This is a genomic window from Pseudofrankia inefficax, from assembly GCF_000166135.1.
GTDB classification, from domain to species: domain Bacteria; phylum Actinomycetota; class Actinomycetes; order Frankiales; family Frankiaceae; genus Pseudofrankia; species Pseudofrankia inefficax.
Window position 1 is genome coordinate 466111 of sequence record NC_014666.1, and the last position, 15972, is coordinate 482082.

13 protein-coding genes are annotated in these 15972 nt (G+C 73.6%); 7 read left to right on the top strand and 6 right to left on the bottom strand.

Annotated elements, in window-relative coordinates:
- Positions 1-161 precede the first annotated feature (161 nt).
- Positions 162-1655 (bottom strand): DNA repair protein RadA, encoded by a 1494-nt coding sequence (gene radA, locus FRAEUI1C_RS01895; RefSeq protein ID WP_041259965.1) that lies wholly within the window; start codon positions 1653-1655, stop codon positions 162-164.
- Positions 1656-1916: 261 nt separating this feature from the next.
- Positions 1917-2573 (bottom strand): copper chaperone PCu(A)C domain-containing protein, encoded by a 657-nt coding sequence (locus tag FRAEUI1C_RS01900; protein ID WP_232425265.1) that lies wholly within the window; start codon positions 2571-2573, stop codon positions 1917-1919.
- Positions 2574-3851: 1278 nt separating this feature from the next.
- On the opposite strand from FRAEUI1C_RS01900, the gene FRAEUI1C_RS01905 reads away from it, so the two are divergent.
- The 5 genes from FRAEUI1C_RS01905 to cysS all read left to right on the top strand — a co-directional run bounded on the left by FRAEUI1C_RS01905 (position 3852) and on the right by cysS (position 8589).
- A complete protein-coding gene (locus FRAEUI1C_RS01905) occupies positions 3852-4334 on the top strand; it encodes a CarD family transcriptional regulator (RefSeq protein ID WP_007512332.1) in 483 nt (160 codons plus the stop codon).
- Positions 4335-5061: 727 nt separating this feature from the next.
- Complete coding sequence (gene ispD / locus FRAEUI1C_RS01910; RefSeq protein ID WP_013421588.1) at positions 5062-5769, top strand: 2-C-methyl-D-erythritol 4-phosphate cytidylyltransferase; 708 nt, start codon at positions 5062-5064, stop codon at positions 5767-5769.
- Positions 5769-6287 carry a 2-C-methyl-D-erythritol 2,4-cyclodiphosphate synthase gene (gene ispF, locus FRAEUI1C_RS01915; protein WP_013421589.1) on the top strand — a complete coding sequence of 173 codons (519 nt, stop codon included), beginning with the start codon at positions 5769-5771 and terminating at the stop codon, positions 6285-6287. The genes ispD and ispF overlap by 1 nt, the downstream gene beginning before the upstream one ends.
- Positions 6288-6464: 177 nt before the next feature.
- The gene (locus tag FRAEUI1C_RS01920; RefSeq protein ID WP_013421590.1) at positions 6465-6857 is read left to right on the top strand and encodes a PPOX class F420-dependent oxidoreductase; all 393 of its coding nucleotides are present in this window, start codon (positions 6465-6467) and stop codon (positions 6855-6857) included.
- A 211-nt stretch (positions 6858-7068) separates the two neighbouring features.
- Positions 7069-8589, top strand: a complete 1521-nt coding sequence (gene cysS / locus FRAEUI1C_RS01925) for a cysteine--tRNA ligase (protein WP_013421591.1) — start codon at positions 7069-7071, stop codon at positions 8587-8589.
- Positions 8590-8664: 75 nt separating this feature from the next.
- Here cysS and FRAEUI1C_RS01930 read toward each other — a convergent pair whose 3' ends face one another.
- Entirely contained in the window at positions 8665-9999 is a 1335-nt protein-coding gene (locus FRAEUI1C_RS01930) for an FHA domain-containing protein (RefSeq protein WP_013421592.1), read from the bottom strand.
- Positions 10000-10309: 310 nt separating this feature from the next.
- Positions 10310-11458: a PP2C family protein-serine/threonine phosphatase gene (locus tag FRAEUI1C_RS01935; RefSeq protein WP_013421593.1), complete on the bottom strand. Its 1149-nt coding sequence runs from the start codon at positions 11456-11458 to the stop codon at positions 10310-10312.
- A gap of 667 nt (positions 11459-12125) precedes the next feature.
- On the opposite strand from FRAEUI1C_RS01935, the gene rlmB reads away from it, so the two are divergent.
- Positions 12126-13256, top strand: coding sequence for a 23S rRNA (guanosine(2251)-2'-O)-methyltransferase RlmB (gene rlmB / locus FRAEUI1C_RS01940; RefSeq protein WP_041258701.1), 1131 nt, complete (start codon positions 12126-12128; stop codon positions 13254-13256).
- A 30-nt stretch (positions 13257-13286) separates the two neighbouring features.
- Here rlmB and FRAEUI1C_RS01945 read toward each other — a convergent pair whose 3' ends face one another.
- Together FRAEUI1C_RS01945 and FRAEUI1C_RS01950 are read right to left on the bottom strand one after the other, a co-directional pair.
- Positions 13287-13544 (bottom strand): hypothetical protein, encoded by a 258-nt coding sequence (locus FRAEUI1C_RS01945; protein WP_013421595.1) that lies wholly within the window; start codon positions 13542-13544, stop codon positions 13287-13289.
- A gap of 470 nt (positions 13545-14014) precedes the next feature.
- Positions 14015-14689: an acVLRF1 family peptidyl-tRNA hydrolase gene (locus FRAEUI1C_RS01950; RefSeq protein WP_232425266.1), complete on the bottom strand. Its 675-nt coding sequence runs from the start codon at positions 14687-14689 to the stop codon at positions 14015-14017.
- Positions 14690-14930: 241 nt separating this feature from the next.
- Between FRAEUI1C_RS01950 and FRAEUI1C_RS01955 the strand changes: the two genes are divergently transcribed.
- Positions 14931-15956 carry a hypothetical protein gene (locus FRAEUI1C_RS01955; protein WP_013421597.1) on the top strand — a complete coding sequence of 342 codons (1026 nt, stop codon included), beginning with the start codon at positions 14931-14933 and terminating at the stop codon, positions 15954-15956.
- Positions 15957-15972 lie beyond the last annotated feature (16 nt).

The window sequence follows — 15972 nt, forward strand, 5'->3', positions numbered from 1 at the left end:
CGCTGAACATCGGGCTGAATGCGCTGTTTGTGGTGACCTACAGGCTGTACGGAGCTCGTCGCTCGAGGATTTCCAGGCCTGTTCATCACGGGCGGGGGCGGACGGGTAACGGGAAGCCCACTAGAAGTACGGCGAGCGGGGTTGTTGCCCCGTCCTTCTCGCTATCCGTCGTACATGTTCGCGATCGCGGCATTGAGATCTGTCGCCTCGGTGACAGTCATGCCCTCCGGGACCAGCCCGGACAGGCGAGGGACGAGCGCGCGGCGGAACCCGAGACGCGCGGCGGCGGCGAGGCGGCGCTCGATGCCGCTGACCGAGCGGATCTCGCCGGTCAGCCCGACCTCGCCGAGGGCGATGAGGTCCGACGGGACGCCTCGGTCCTGGGCGGAGCTCACCATGGCCAGCGCGACGGCCAGGTCGGCGGCCGGCTCGTGCAGCTTCACCCCTCCGACCGACGCGGTGAAGATGTCCGCGCCGCCGAGCATCCCGAAGCCCGAGCGCTTCTGCAGCACCGCGGTGATCATCGCGACCCTGGAGCCGTCGAGCCCGGAGACGGCCCGCCTGGGCGGCGGGGGCGCGGGCGCGCCCGCGCCCCCGCGCCCGTAGCTCTGCGGTGCCACCAGCGCCTGCACCTCCGCGACCAGAGGCCTGCGTCCCTCCACCATGACCGTCACGCAGACGCCGGGCACGGCGCTCGCCGTCGCGCCCCGGGACAGGAACAGCCCGCTCGGATCGGCGATGCCCCAGATCCCGTTCTCGTTCATCTCGAAGCAGCCGACCTCGTCGGTCGGCCCATACCGGTTCTTGACGGAACGGATCATCCGAAGGGCGGTCTGCTGGTCACCCTCGAAATGCAGCACCACGTCGACGAGGTGCTCCAACAGCCGCGGCCCGGCCACCGAGCCGTCCTTCGTCACGTGCCCGACCAGGATCGTCGCCAGGCCCAGTGCCTTGGCCGCGCGGATCAGCGCCGCCGCGACCTCGCGGACCTGCGTGACGCCTCCGGCGACACCGTCCACCCCTGCGGCGGAGATCGTCTGCACCGAGTCGACGACCAGCAGCGTCGGCTGGACCTCCTCGACGTGACCGAGCAGCGCGCCGAGGTCGGTCTCGGCCGCGAGCCACAGGTCGGCGTGCAGGGTGCCCGTGCGCCCGGCCCGTAGCCGCACCTGGGCGACAGACTCCTCACCGGTGACGACGAGGGCCCGGTGGCCGGCCTGGGCACTGCGCGCCGCGACCTCCAGCAACAGCGTCGACTTGCCGACCCCGGGCTCGCCGGCGAGCAGGATGACGGCGCCGGGGACCACGCCACCGCCGAGCACCCGGTCGAGCTCGTCGACCCCGGTCGATCTGCGGGCGGCGGGCGACGGGTCGACCTCGGTGACCGGCTTGGCCGGCGTCGTCACCGTCGCCGGGGCGGTCGCGCCAGAACCCGCGACGGCGGCCCGGCGCGGCGGGGCCTTCTGCGCCTCGAGCGTGCTCCACGCCTGGCAGCGCGGGCATCGCCCGGCCCACCGGATCGACTCGGCCCCGCACTCGCTGCAGCGGAAGCCGCCGTCGGCCCGCGACCGGCCGGACGCGCCGCCGGCCGCCCGCCTGCTCGCCGACCCACTGCCGCTGGCCGACGCATTGCCGCTGGAACCCACAACCGCCATGCCGCTGACCGTAGCCGTCGGGTCCGACATGTCTGGCCGGCGCGGGCTCGGCCGATGCCACAAGCCGCTCGGCCCGCTCAGATGGCTGGCACGCCGCCAGGTCTGGCCGATACCGGGCCGGTCTGAGTCGTGCGCCGTCCGGCGCGTTCGGTCGACGAACTATCGACGGTGGCCCGCCAGCCCCGCCGGCGCTGAGCCGGCCGGAGCGGTGAGCGGCCCGGCCTGTTCAGCCGGCTGGGCCGCTCACGGCGTGCCGTGGGTTCAGGGAGTGGCGGTGACCGTCGGCGCGACGGTCGGGACGAGCCCGGTCGTCGCCGAGGCGCCGGCGGTCGGCGTCACGCCCGTGAGGGCCGTCCCGGTTGCCGTCGGGGTCGCGGCCGCGGTGGTGGCCGCGGCGGTCACCGACGGCGCGGCGGACGCGCCCGGCAGCGGTGCCTCGACCGGCACGTCCAGGGTGACGGCGCCCGCCTTGGCGAACGTGAAGGTCACCTTGGTCGCGGTGCCGATCGGCAGGTTCTTCTTCAGGCCGGTCAGCGTCGGGGCCGAGCCGTTGGCGATGTAGATCTGGCCGCCGGCCGGCGCCAGGGTCGCCGGGCTGCCCGGGGTGCCCCCGGTCGCGTCCGGCGACGAGATGGCGACCAGCGCGTCGTCCTGGCTTCCGCCGTTGAACAGGGCGGAGATCACCTGGGCGTCGCCGCCCTGGCTGACCGGGCCGGCCACGTAGACGTTGCGCAGGTTGATCGTGCCGACGGCACCGTTGGCGGTGTTCGTCGTCGTGCGCGCGAGGTTCGTCATCGCGTCGTTGCCGCTGGCGCACGCCGCGAGCGCGGGAGCGCCGAGCAGCGCGGCGGCGGCCAGCATCACCGCGCCACGCCGCAACGGATGGGCCGCGGCCCCCTCCCGTGTCTGGCCGTGCATGGCCGCGACGGCGGGCGAGGTGGGCAGGGCGGGCGAAACGACGGGACGGCGCGGGAAGGCTATGCTGCGCGCCCCCAGACGGCGGCTCACGGCTCGGTGACTCCTGTCGTGCGGGCGCCGGCACCCGGTCGGGCGCCCACGCTGGTCCAGTGGTGCAGCCGCGGGACCTTCCGGGCCGGTGCCACGGCCGCGCGGGGGGCGCCTTGGGCTGCTCGGCGCTAAGACTAGCCACCTGTTATCCGCACGCGCCTCGCGCTGGCGCTTCCAACGGGCGCGGTGTGATCCCAACCTCCCCGCCGGGGGGCAAAACTGACCCGGTGTGCCTCCCAGCTACCCCCGTGTCACCGTCTGGCAGACCGGGCGAGCGGGGCCCCGCCTAGCGCCAGGGGGGAGCAGGCCGGGTGGACCCTGGTGCCGGGTGGACCCTGGCGCTGGGCGGACTCCGGCCCGTGGGAGCGGCGCTGGACCCGGAACGGCGCTGGACCGGGCGAATCACGCACGGTGGTTGGGACGGCCAGGATCCGGGGCCACCAGGTCGGACTCAGCCCGGTGTGGCTCGGCGGGGTGGGGCTTGCCCGTCTGCCCCGCGTGCTCGGCGGCGTCAGCCATGCCTGGTGGGGCGATTGCCGGGCTTGGAGCGGCTCGGTCTGGGGGGCCGGCGGGATTCATTCCAGGCTGATTGCCGCCGCCGTGGATCGTCCTGTTCCCATGACCGGTCGATGACGTCGACCGATCAAGAAGCGAGCGGGCGACCGGATCCCGCGATGCTGGCTGACCAGTGGTTGGTCGGCGCGGCACAGAAATCCTGGTTTTGTCAACCACCTCGCTACACCCCGCAACCGTATTGCCGGCGCGTTCGGGGCTTGGGCTCGACGTCGCGCTCGTCTCGGGAATGTGACGCGCCGAAGTGTTCGCCGTGTTCGAGATCTCCGCGGCGTGCCGAGCGGCCGTGGGGGGATCCAGCTGCGACGGTGTAGGCGTCGGCCGAGCGGCGGTCCGCCTGGCCAGGGCGGACCGGGGCGTTGGCTGTCCCGACCGGTGTGGCGCGCGTTTCAGCAGGTCGGGGCCGAGATCGGACAGTTCGGTCAGTTCGGCCGGTGGTCCGAGACCCCTCGACGCGAGGCCGCGCCGGGGGGTGTTCGTGGTCTGCGGAGAGTGGTCAGAACGCTCCGGTGCGCCGGCCCGCGGCCGCTACTGGATCAACGCGACCCAGCATGCGTCTGACCTGCAGCGATGCGTGCGTGTTACGCTGGTAGAGGCGGAAGGGGCACGTGACACATGGCTTTCCAAGTCGGCGAGACCGTCGTTTACCCGCATCACGGGGCTGCTCTCATCGATGCGATTGAAACGCGCGTCATCAAAGGTGAAGAGAAACTCTATCTCGTGCTCAAGGTGGCTCAGGGCGACCTGACCGTGCGCGTACCGGCCGACAACATCGGCATGGTCGGCGTACGCGATGTCGTCGGCCAGGATGGGCTCGAGCGCGTCTTCGAGGTGCTGCGCGCGCCGCACACCGAGGAGCCGACCAACTGGTCGCGTCGGTACAAGGCCAACCTCGAGAAGCTGGCCTCCGGCGATGTCAACAAGGTCGCCGAGGTCGTCCGCGACCTGTGGCGGCGGGACCGCGAGCGCGGGCTGTCCGCCGGCGAGAAGCGGATGCTGAGCAAGGCCCGCCAGATTCTCGTCAGCGAACTGGCCCTCGCCGAGGGCACCAACGAGGACAAGGCCGAGGCGATGCTCGACGAGGTGCTTGCTGGTTGACGGATGAACCGTGCTCGCTGCCCTTCGGGCGGGTTCCCGGTTCGTCGATCAGCTGATGTCTGCCCCGGGGGGATGACTCTCGGACCTCCAGATGTCGGGCTTCGCTCGACCGCTCGGGCGTGAATAGTGGGACGCGGGTCACCTTCCGCCGGCATGGCCGACGGTAGGTGACCCGCGTGTCGTTTCGGGCGCCTTCGGCGAGGTCGGCTTCTCGGAAGCTCCGAGGGCCCGACTTCGACGACCCTCGGCCTCCGCGCGGTGGCGCATCCCGCGCCACAGGCGTGCGCTATGGCCGGGCCCGCGCACCTGATCGTGGTTTCGGCCCTCCTGCGGTCGTCAACCCGGCCGGTTAGCGACCGCGGGAGGGCATAACCGGCGATCAAGCCTTCGGTGACAACGCGGTGATCACGCGATCGGCGCCGATTCCGGTTCTGTTGGGTCGTCCGGCTGTCGGCTGGATTGGTCGGCGGCTTCCGTGGCTCGTTGCTGTTTGTGGGCGGATTTCGGTCCTGGGGTGGGCTGGCGTCCCGCCGGTGGTGGCCCGGGCGAAGCCGCTGGTGGCGGGTGGCGTGGCGGGTGGCAATGAGCTGGGGGGTTCGGCGTTTGTGGCGGGCGGGGGTGGCCGGTAGGTTCGGCTCACGTTTATCGGGTCGTCCGGTTCGGGGCGGCCGGCGGTCTGTCTGGTGGACTGGATGCTGGTGAGGTCTGAGATCGAGCGAGGACAGCGGTGACCGGGCCGGAGGCGCGGGTCGCTGTCGTGGTCCCGGCCGCGGGGCGTGGGGAACGACTGGGCGGCGGCGTGCCGAAGGCGCTGCGGCCGCTGGGTGGCCGGCCCATGCTCGTGCACGCCGTGCAGGCGCTGGCCGCGGCCGACCTGGTGTCGCAGATCGTCGTCGCCGCTCCGCCGACCCTGGTCGAGGTGGTCAGCCGGCTGCTGGGCCCGGACGTCCGGGTGCTGGCCGGCGGCGCCGAGCGGGTCGATTCGGTGCGCGGCGCGCTGCGGGCCCTCGACGACGACATCCGGGTCGTGCTGGTGCATGACGCGGCACGTCCGTTGACCCCTCCGTCGCTGGTCGACGCGGTCGCCGCGGCGGTGCTCGGCGGCCAGCCAGCGGTCATCCCGGTGCTGCCGGTCGCCGACACCGTCAAGGAGGTCGACGCCCAGGGCCGGGTGCTGCGCACGCCGACGCGGGATGGCCTGCGCGCGGTGCAGACTCCGCAGGGCTTCCGTCGTGAGGTGCTGGAGGCCGCCTACGCCAACTCCGACGACGGCCCGGCGGTGACCGACGACGCGGGCCTGGTGGAGCGGCTGGGGGTGCCGGTGACGACCATCCCCGGCGCCGAGGAGGCGTTCAAGGTCACCCGGCCGATCGACCTCGTCTTCGCCGAGGCTCTGCTGGCCCGCCGCCCGCTGGCCGAGTCGGGACGGTCCTGATGGCCGCCGGTGTGACGCCGGCGACGGCCGCCGCGATCGCGCTGCCCCGGGTGGGGGTCGGTGTCGACGTCCATCCGTTCGAACAGGGCCGGCCGTGCTGGGTCGCCTGCCTGCAGTGGGACGGCGAGACCGGTCTGGCCGGTCATTCTGACGGTGACGTGGCCGCGCACGCGGCCTGTGACGCGCTGCTGATCGCGTCCGGGCTCGGCGATCTTGGCAAGGTCTTCGGCACCGATCGTCCCGAGTGGTCCGGCGCGTCCGGCGCGGCGCTGCTCGGCGAGACGGCCCGGCTCCTCGCCGAGGACGGCTGGACGATCGGCAACGTCGCGGTCCAGGTCGTCGGCAACCGGCCGCGGATGGCCAAGCGCCGCGACGAGGCCGCGGCGGCCATGGCCACCGCGCTCGGTGGCGCGGTGGTCAGCGTCTCCGCGACGACGACGGACGGCCTGGGTCTCACCGGCCGCGGCGAGGGACTCGCGGCCATCGCGACGGCCCTTGTCGCCCGCCTCGCCGGCTGAGCCGGCGCGTCTCGGCGGCTGAGCCGGCGTGCGTCTCCGCGGCTGAGCGAGGGCCCGCCGACTCACCGCGACGGGCCAGATGCCAGGCTGGCATCGGGTCGTCGCGTTTCGCCGGTTCGACGGTGGAATCGTTGGCCTGATCGCGATTCGCGGCGCGGCGGGACTTCAGGAGCGTGTATGGGTGAACGGCTGCCGGAAAAGGTCAGGACGCTGGCGGACGCGCCGACCTACGTGACCTTGGCGACGTTGCAGTCGGACGGGTCACCACGGCTTACGGTGCTGTGGATCGAGCGGGACGGCGACGACCTGTTGCTCTCGACGGTGCGCGGCCGGGCCAAGGAGCGCGACATCGACCGAGATCCGCGCGTCGCCCTCATGTTCCTCGACCAGCACGACCCGTATTCCTACGTGGAGATCCGCGGCACGGCGACCCTGACCGAGGAGGGCGGCCGCGACCTGATCGACCGCCTGGCCGTCAAGTACACCGGCGAGCCCTACAAGTGGGACGGCCCGGACGCCATCCGCGTGGTCATCCGCATAAGCCCCACCCGCGTCCTCACCACCGGCTGACCCGACCCCGCGCCTGCCACCCGAGCGCAACCTGCCACCCGAGCGCGGCCTGGCTCCGAGCGCAATCTGGCCACGGTGCCAAGGCTGAACGAGCATCGGCCCAGATTTCCGGGCCCTGGACATCGAGTGCCGGAGGGCGCAAACCGCCCGACAGCGATCGTCGAGCGGGCGCGCAAGCGCCCTTCGAGACGATCGCCGCTACTCTTGACAGATGAGCCTGCACCTCTACGACACGCGTACGCGGCGCGTGCGGCCTTTTGAGCCGCTGCGCCCCGGCCACGTGGGCGTCTACGTGTGTGGGCCGACCGTTCAGTCCGCTCCGCACGTCGGCCATCTGCGTTCGGCGGTCGCGTTCGACCTGCTGCGACGCTGGCTGCTCGAGTCCGGCTACGCCGTCACCTACGTGCAGAACGTCACGGACATCGATGACAAGATCATCGTCAACGCGGACCGGGAAGGCGTCTCGGTCTGGGAGCTCGCGACCCGGGAGACCAGGTCGTTCGACGACGCCTACCGGGCCGTCGGCATCCTGCCGCCGACGATCCAGCCCCGCGCGACCGGCCACATCCCGGAGATGTTCGCCCTGATCGGCGAGCTGATGGCGGCGGGCTACGCCTACGAGGGCGACGGGTCCGTGTGGTTCCGGGTCGGCCGGTTCGGCGACTACGGCGCTCTGTCCAACCAGCGGCCGGACGCCATGCAGGCCTCGGCGGAGGTCGAGGCGGGCAAGGAGGACCCGCGCGACTTCGCGCTGTGGAAGGCGGCGAGGCCGGGCGAGCCGGCCTGGGACTCGCCGTGGGGCTCCGGGCGGCCCGGCTGGCACCTCGAGTGCTCGGCGATGGCCGGCAAGTACCTGGGTGACGTCTTCGACATCCACGGCGGCGGGCTGGACCTCGTGTTCCCGCATCACGAGAACGAACGGGCGCAGACGGTCTGCGCGTCCGCGGCGCGGGCCCATGACGGGTCAGGCGAGCCGGAGATGGCCCGGTACTGGATGCACGTCGGGCTGCTGACCACCGGTGGCACGAAGATGTCCAAGTCGCTGGGCAACTCGTTCTTCGTGACCGATGCGCTGGCCCAGGTTCGCCCGCAGGTGCTGCGCTACCACCTGTTGTCGGCGCACTACCGCTCGTCGTTGGAGTACAGCCCCGACGCGCTCGCCGAGTCGGCCGCCGGGTACGGCCGGGTGGAGACCTTCGTCCGCAACGCCCTGGACATCCTCGGCAGCCCGGAGGAGGCCGCCTCGCTCGCCGCGGAGGCATCGCCCGCGGCCGCGCCGCGCCCGGCCAAGAGCCGGGGAAAGGGCCGGCCGCAGGGCCGGGCCGCTGCCGGGCCAGCTGGCACGGCGTCTCCGGCGGCGGCCTGGGCGGCCTTCTCCGCCGCGCTGGACGACGACCTCGGGGTCAGCCGTGCGCTCGCCGCGCTGTTCGGGGCCGTGGCCGAGGGGAACCTCGTGCTGTCGAAGACCCACAGAGGGGAGCTCGCCGGTTGGCTGGTCGTCGTCCGCCGGATGCTGACCGTCCTCGGGCTCGACCCGGTGAAGCAGTGGCCGGCCGCCGGTGGCCAGGTGCGCGCGGCGCTGGACGGCGTCATGGAGATCGTGCGGGACCTGCGTTCGTCGGCCCGGGCCCGCCTCGACTACGCCGAGGCCGACTCGATCCGCGACCGCCTGCGCGACGCCGGCATCATCGTCGACGACACCGGCGAGGGCCAACGCTGGCACCTCGCCTGAACCACCAACCCGCCTGAACCACCAAAGGTAAAGGCCTCCACCCAGCTGGGTGGAGGCCTTTACCTTTTGGTTCGACTAACGGGCGCGGATGGTGATGCGGGTCCAGGCGCCCAGGTAGACGCGGTCGCCGTCCTGCAGCGGGACCGGCCCGTGGGGCTCGATCGGCTCCGGCTCGTCGTTCAGCCGGGTGCCGTTGGTCGAGCCCGGGTCCAGCAGCGCGTAGCCGCCGTCCGGCTGCCGCTCGAAGACCGCGTGCGCGCGCGAGATACCCGGGTCCTCCGGGGCGCCCGACAGGTCGATCTCCGGGTGGATGCCGCGGGACTCGCTGCGCCGGCCGACCAGCAGCCGCGGCCCGGACAGCGGGAACACCCGGCGCGGGTAGAACGACGGGAACGGGACCCGGTGGTCGTCGCCGCTGTCGTAGTAGTCCCGCTCGGCCTCGACGACGGCCTCCCAGGTGGTCGCGACCGGTGCGCCGCCTCCACCGTTCCAGTTGGCCGCGTTCCCGGTGATGACCGGCTCGCCGTAACCGCCGTCGACCGGTGGGTCGGTCTGGCGGCGGCCGGACCCGGCCGGGCCGGCACCCGGCATGTGCCCGGTGGTGAAGTCCAGGCCGCAGTTCTCGCAGAACCGAGCGCCGGGCTCGTAGTAGGCACGGCAGTTCGGGCACTGCGGGTACCGGCCGGCCGCGCGGGCACCACCCCGGTCGGCCACGCCGAGCGGGTCGGAGTCGTAGCCGCGTCCGCCGTCGCCGGCCGCCGCGTCCCGGCCGCCGCGCCCGCCGCCGTAGCCGTCACGGTCGTCCCGGCCGCCGCGCGCGTAGGCGGTCTCGCCGCCGTCACGGCCGTACTGGTCGCCGCCACGGCCGCCGAAGTCGTCCCGGCCGCCGCGCGATGACTGGTACCCGTCGGCATCGGCGGGAGCGCCGCGCCCACCGCCGTCGCGGCCGCCACGGCCATAGCCGGCGTCCGGGTCGTCCCGCCCACCGCGGGCTCCGCCGGCCTCCCGGCCCTCGAAGCCCTCGGCGGCGCGGCCATCCCGGCCGCCCCGAGGCGACCCGTAGCCGCTCTGGTCGTAGGAATCGGCGCCGTAGGACGACCGCGCCGGGCGGTCGTCATAGCCGGCTCCGAAACCGCTGTCGTACTGCTCCCCGCCGTACGGGTCGCCGCCGCGCGGCGTACCGCGACCGGCTGGCTCACCCCCGCGACGGATGCCTAGGGGGTCGTACCCGGCACCAGTGCCACCGCCGCCGCCGCCGCGACCCGAGCCGCCCCCGTAGGAGCCGACGGGCGCGCCACGGTCGTCAGACCGGTAGCCGTAACTGTCCTGACCACTCGTGATGCGGAGGCCGCACTGATCGCAGTAGTCGGGATCCTGGGACAGGTGCCCCTCCGGGCAGCGTGCGCTCACCTGATCACCTTCACCCGGACGGTCCTGGCCGGCCCTGCGACGGGAAGGCCCCCGTCACTCTGGCCGACCTCGATTCCTCTGACGAACCGTACCCGTTGTTGGATTGTCGATCTGCACCGGCATCTGTAGTAGCCGACGGGTTGCCTTGTTGCCCGCTGAGATGTCATAGCCCCTGCCGGCCTCGTGACGGACGCCGCCAGGTCAGCCGCCGGAACGGCCTCTAGTGTCGCAGTGGCCTTCCGGCGACCAACACTGGCCCACCCGTGCTCACCCGCACAGCCGGCCAGGTGACCTCCGGGTGACTGGCCTCTCAACGGTCCACGCGTGCCGTGATCACGGTGATGTTGTCGTGCCCACCCTGGTCGATCGCGAACTCGATGAGGTGGCGCCCGACCTCGACGGCCGTGGCGTCCGGTGGCAGCTGGTTGACGATGGCCGCCATGACGTCGGGCCGGGACGCGTAGTTCCACAGGCCGTCGCTGCAGACCAGGATCGTCGCGGGCGCCTCGATCGGGAAGACGGCCGTGTGCGGGGCCACGTCCTCGGCGTCGCCGCCGAGCCAACGGGTCAACGTGTGCGCCCTGCGGTGGGTCTCGGCCTCGGAGGCCGGGATGAGGCCGGCGCGGGCCGCCTCCGCCGCCCAGGTGTCGTCCGCGGACAGCCGCTCCGACCAGCGTGGGCCCAGCAGGTACACCCGGCTGTCGCCGACCCAGCCGATGGTCACCGTCCTGGGGCCGCCCGCGACCGGCGGCGAGATGATGGCCGCGGCGATCGTGCACGACGGTGCCATCCGGCCCTCCGCCGCGCTGAGCTGGGCGATCATGTCCTGGGCCGCGTGCACCGCGTGGTGCAGCGCCAGCTCCGCCTCTTCCGGGCCGAAGCCGCCGACGACCGCGGCCGGCAGCGTCACCGGGTCGTGGTAGTCGTCCTCGTCTCCCGGTTCCAGGACGTCGAGCACGTCACCGGGCCGGCCGACCGGGACCGCCCGGCCCGGGCCGTGCGCGCGCACCGCGTCGGCCAGGATCGTGGTCGCCGTCGCGGCCGCGGCCGCTGACGCCTCGCCGGAGCCCGGCGTCGTCGACACGCCGTCGCAGACGACGGCGATCATCGTCCCGAACACCTCGGCGACGCCCATGGCGTCCTCGTTGGTGGCGTGCCGGACGCCGCGGTCGCAGACCCCGGCGATCTGTCCGAGGTCTTTCTCCCGGTGATCCGAGTCGCCGCTGACCACTGGTGGGCCCTGCAGCGCGAAGCCGCAGGAGTCGCAGTACCGCGCGTCGCCGTAGAGGACGACGGCGCAGCGCGGGCAGCGGTTCGTGCGCTCGTCGATCAGGGACCGTCCTCTCTCCGGCATGCCGCGTTCAGGCAGGTCGTAGCCGGACCCGCCGTCGTAAGACCCGCCGTGATAGCCGGATCCGCCGACGTCGTAGCTTCCAGCGGCGTCGTGCTCCACGGTCATCCCGTTCTCAATCGGCGGACCAGGCGCCGCTCCGGGGCCCACCGCGACTCGCGGCGCAGCTGCCCGGGGCGCGGCGAGCAGGAGTTCCCGGCCCGGCGTCCCATACGTCGACTCTCTTGGCATCTCACGGTCGGGAGTTCCAGCGCGCGGGTGCCGCGCGGCCGGGCGGGGGATGGCAAAGCCGTCGGCGGCCGGCCCCCGCCGCGGCCAGACGGCGTGCGCGCCACCATTGTCGTGCCTCCCGACCGTCGCGGTTGATCCGGCGTCTCTCCGACCAGCCCGGGGAGCCGGGGCAGTCAGGGGAGAATCTTCGCAGCATAGGCCCAGGTCCGTCGATGGCCGCGATCAACCGGCGGGAATCCGTTGATGCAAGCGCGGTTTCGTTCCGCTTCCCGGTGCAGTCACGCTCGTTCGTGCGCCCACGGACACGTGCGCTGTGGACGGACGGTGGGCCCGCGGGCCGCGCTGGCATGTCGCCAATGATTACTGATCGTGGCGGAGATAGGCAATTTCTCCGGTATGCCCCGGGCCACGGTGGCCGACCGAGGCCGGGCGCCACCCGACCGAGGGCTGCCGGCGCGGGCTGACGGGCCCGGCCGGGGCGCCCCGGGTGACCGGCCGGGTAGCCTTGTGATTTCTAGGCTTGACGACGAAGGGTGACCCGACGATGGCGACGGCACGGCGGGGTGGGGGAGGCGTGGCGCGCGGCGGCCAGGGCGGCCGGGCGGCGAAGGCCGGCTCGCACCGCAAGGGCGCGTCGATCGGAAGCGGTGGCCAGCGGCGCCGGGCTCTGGAAGGCAAGGGCGCGACGCCGCCAGCCGAGATGCGCAAGGGCCACCCGGCGCAGCGGCGCGCGAACGCGGCGGCGCGGTCCGAGACCACGAGCACCCGTGCCGGGTCGACCGCGCGGCCAACCGGTGCCCGCGACGGTGGTCCGGCGCGGGCCGGCCACACGGGTCAGCGTGACGGTGGTCCGGCGCGGGCGGGCAACACCGGTCAGCGCGACGGGGCCGCCACCGGTCGCGGCGGGCCGGCTGGCCGGCGCCCCGGGGAGACCGACGAGCTCGTCGTCGGGCGTAACGCGGTCGTCGAGGCGCTAAGGGCCGGTATCCCGGCCGCGACGCTGTACGTCGCCGGAGGACTTGAGTTCGACGAGCGCCTGACCGAGGCCCGCAAGCTCGCCGGCCGAGCCGGCATGGCGGTCGTGGACATCGGCCGCTTCGAGCTGGACCGCCTCTGCGGGGTGGCGCCGCACCAGGGGCTCGCGCTGGTGGTCCCGCCGTTCCGGTACGCGCACCCCGACGACCTGTTGGCGCGGGCGCGGGCGAGCGACCCTGGCCTGCTGGTCGCGCTCGACGGGGTGACCGACCCGCGCAACCTCGGCGCCGTCGTCCGCTCCGCCGCCGCGTTCGGGGCGCAGGGCGTCGTCGTGCCCGAGCGGCGCGCCGCCGGGATGACCGCGGCGGCCTGGAAGACCTCCGCCGGAGCCGCGGCGCGGCTGCCGGTGGCCCGGGCCACCAACCTGAACCGGACGCTGCGGTCGTACGCCGACGGCGGCCTGGTCGTCGTCGGGCTCGCCGCGAACGCGGACGTCAGCCTCGACGACCTGGCGGCCGCGACCGACCCGATCGTGCTCGTGATCGGCTCGGAGGGTCGTGGCCTGTCCCGGCTGGTCGGGGAGAACTGCGATCTGCTGGTCCGGATTCCGATGGCCGGCGAGGTCGAGTCGCTCAACGCGGGGGTCGCGGCCGGCGTCGCTCTCGCCGAGATCGCGCGCCGCCGCCGCCAGACGTCCTGACGCCGGCGGCGGCACTGCGGGCGCCGGGCCTCAGGACCCGTTGTTCCAGCACGGGTGGTGGGCGGCGCCGGAGGTGGCGTCCGCGTCCTGCTGGGTCGCGCTGAGGGTCACCACGCCCGGGTTGGCGCCGGACTGGCAGGCGACGAGGGCCGAGAGCATGCGGGGCGCCGAGACGGCGGCACTGGCCGGAGTGGCCGCGGCCATGCCGGCGCTCACGCTGGCTACGACCGCCGAGGCGAACACGGCGACGCGGGCTCGTCGACAGAGGCGTTTCATCGCACTGGACACGAAGATTCCTTTCCACGGCTACAGGAATACGCCGGCGGATCCCGGCCCGCTGACCGCCCGCGGCTGGCGCGCGTAGCGCCTCTCACGGCCACGGCTGGCTCGGATCAGGGGTGCCCGCACCTCGGGGGAGCTGGGTGCCGAGCACCACGCGTCTCACGATGCCGGACGAATTCCACGGCGCAAAACCAGAGATCCGTGGTGACCCACCTCACGTCGTGGGTGCGCGGTTGGTTCCACACATCGCCCTGGGGGAATAACCGGAATCCGGCGCGGACCGTGGCCGGGTGCGTTGTCTTCGCATTCCCGGCCACTGCCGGTGGTGATCCGGATACGCCATTCTCCGCGGCGCGCCGGCTCGGTCGCGCATTGTCGAAGAACGTGACAACCGTCATAGATCGATTGCCATTCCCGGGCTAATCCGTTCGACCCGGGCAAATCGTCCGTCCGGTCTCGGTGACCTGCGCGAACGGTCAGCCGCCGGCCGCCAGCGACTCGGCCACGCGGATGCGGACGCAGCGGAACTGGGTCGGAGCGTCCTCCAGCACCCGGCGACGCGGGTCGGGGACCGTCAGGAACGGGTCGGCGACCAGCGACCGCAGCGGCGCGAGCCGTGGGTCCTGGAGGACCTGCCCGACCGCGCGCCGCTCGCCTCCGACGATCATGGCAGCGAGCCCGGGGACCGCGGGCAGCAGCAGCCCGGCCGCTGTGTCCGCCGCCGCGCCGAGCGCCACCCGGACCTGCCCCTCGCGGCGTCGGGCGAACCGCTGCTGCGACCAGCCGCCCGCGGAGCTGCGCCCGTGCACCTGCCGGGAGCCGACCTTCGAGGCCACCAGGCGGTCGCCCTCGAACACCCCGGCCGCATACCCGCCGAGCCGGACCAGCAGCACGCCGACCCGTCGCTCGACGCCGGCGTGCGCGGCCAGTGCTGCCCCGGGTGCCGTGCCGGGTTCGACGGCCAGCGGTGGAAGGGGGACCTGGCAGTCGGCGACGGCACCGTCCGCGGCGGTGGCGACGATCGTCACAGGGGAGATCGTCCAGGTCAGCGAGCCGTGCCGCTCGGCGAACCGGTCCAGCCAGCCGGCCACCCGCTCGGGCGCGACGTTCACCCAGCGCCCGCCGCCAGCGGCGGGAAGTCCAGGGCTCACCGCCACATCTTGACCGACCAGCGCCATGGCCGCGCCGGCCACCTACCTGGACCGCGGCCTGTCGATCTGCCGAATTGTCCTATTTTTGTGGTGGGTGGGACTTTCGGCTCATAGTGTTCGCCCTGAAATCGCCACCGGATCACAGGGCGTCGGACGTCACGGGAACTGTCCCCTTTGGTCGCGCACCAGTCGAACGCTGAGGCGCACCACCCGCTCGACCGCGACGCCGGGGCGGGGACGCATGGGTCACGGAAATGGCAGCGGCACGGCCGACCGGCAGTCTGGTCGACCCTGGCGGCAGGACGGCGCGCGCGAAGGCGCCACCGGCCGCCCACTGGGCGCGGCCTCCGCCAGCCGCGCCCGGGGTTATCGAGCTGGCCCCGATCCGGACCTCGAGGTCTGGGATGCCGAGATCGTCGACGAGCCGTGGGATCCGGCCGTCGCCCGCTCCGCCGAGGACGTCGAGATCATCGACGCCGCCACGCTCGACGCGATCGCCCAACGGCTGCGCGCCGCCGCCGGACCCAGCGCTGACGAACCCGTCGTCAGCCGCGCGCCCGCGCCGGACCCCGAACACCCGAGGCCGCCAGCCGAGGCGACCGGCCCGGTCCCGCGCCCGGCCTCGTCGGCGGCCCGGCGGCGGCATCGACCCCAGCCGGCCTGGCGGACCGGACTGGAGCGGCTGACCGCACAGGTGACGGCGATCGCGGCCCCGAGCCGCCTCGGGCGTGTCTTTCCGGCCGGCGGGACGCACGGGCGTCGCGGCGGGCGGGCTCCGCTGGCCGCCGTGGCCGGCGCCGTCGTGCTGCTGCTGGTGGTGGCGGGCCTCGCGATCGTCCTTTTCGGCCACCATTCCGGCTCCCGGACCGGTGCCACCGAGGGACGTGGCAGCGCCGGCCAGAGCGGCGGCGTCGACCTGGCGCCGGGTGGCCTCGCGCTCGCCGACGGCCCGGGAAGCCTGGCCGGCGCCGGCGCCGGCGGGAGCGGACCGGTCGGCGGGCAGGGCGCCGAGCAGGTGTCCGGCGTCCAGGCCGAACCCGTGCAGGGCCTGGGTGTGGGCGCGACCCCCGATCTCGCCACCACGGCGGCGCCCGATGTCGCCCGGACCACCGCTGGACCGACAGCCGGGGCCTCGGCCCGTCCGTCGTCCGGGGCCAGCGCCGCACCGTCCTCGCCGCCGACGGCCACGCCGACCGCACCGCGGTGCTACCGGGGCGGCCCGATCACGTCGCTCCTGCTCGCCGTCGTGGGCGTGCGCTCCTGCTGAACCGCCAAGCTGACCC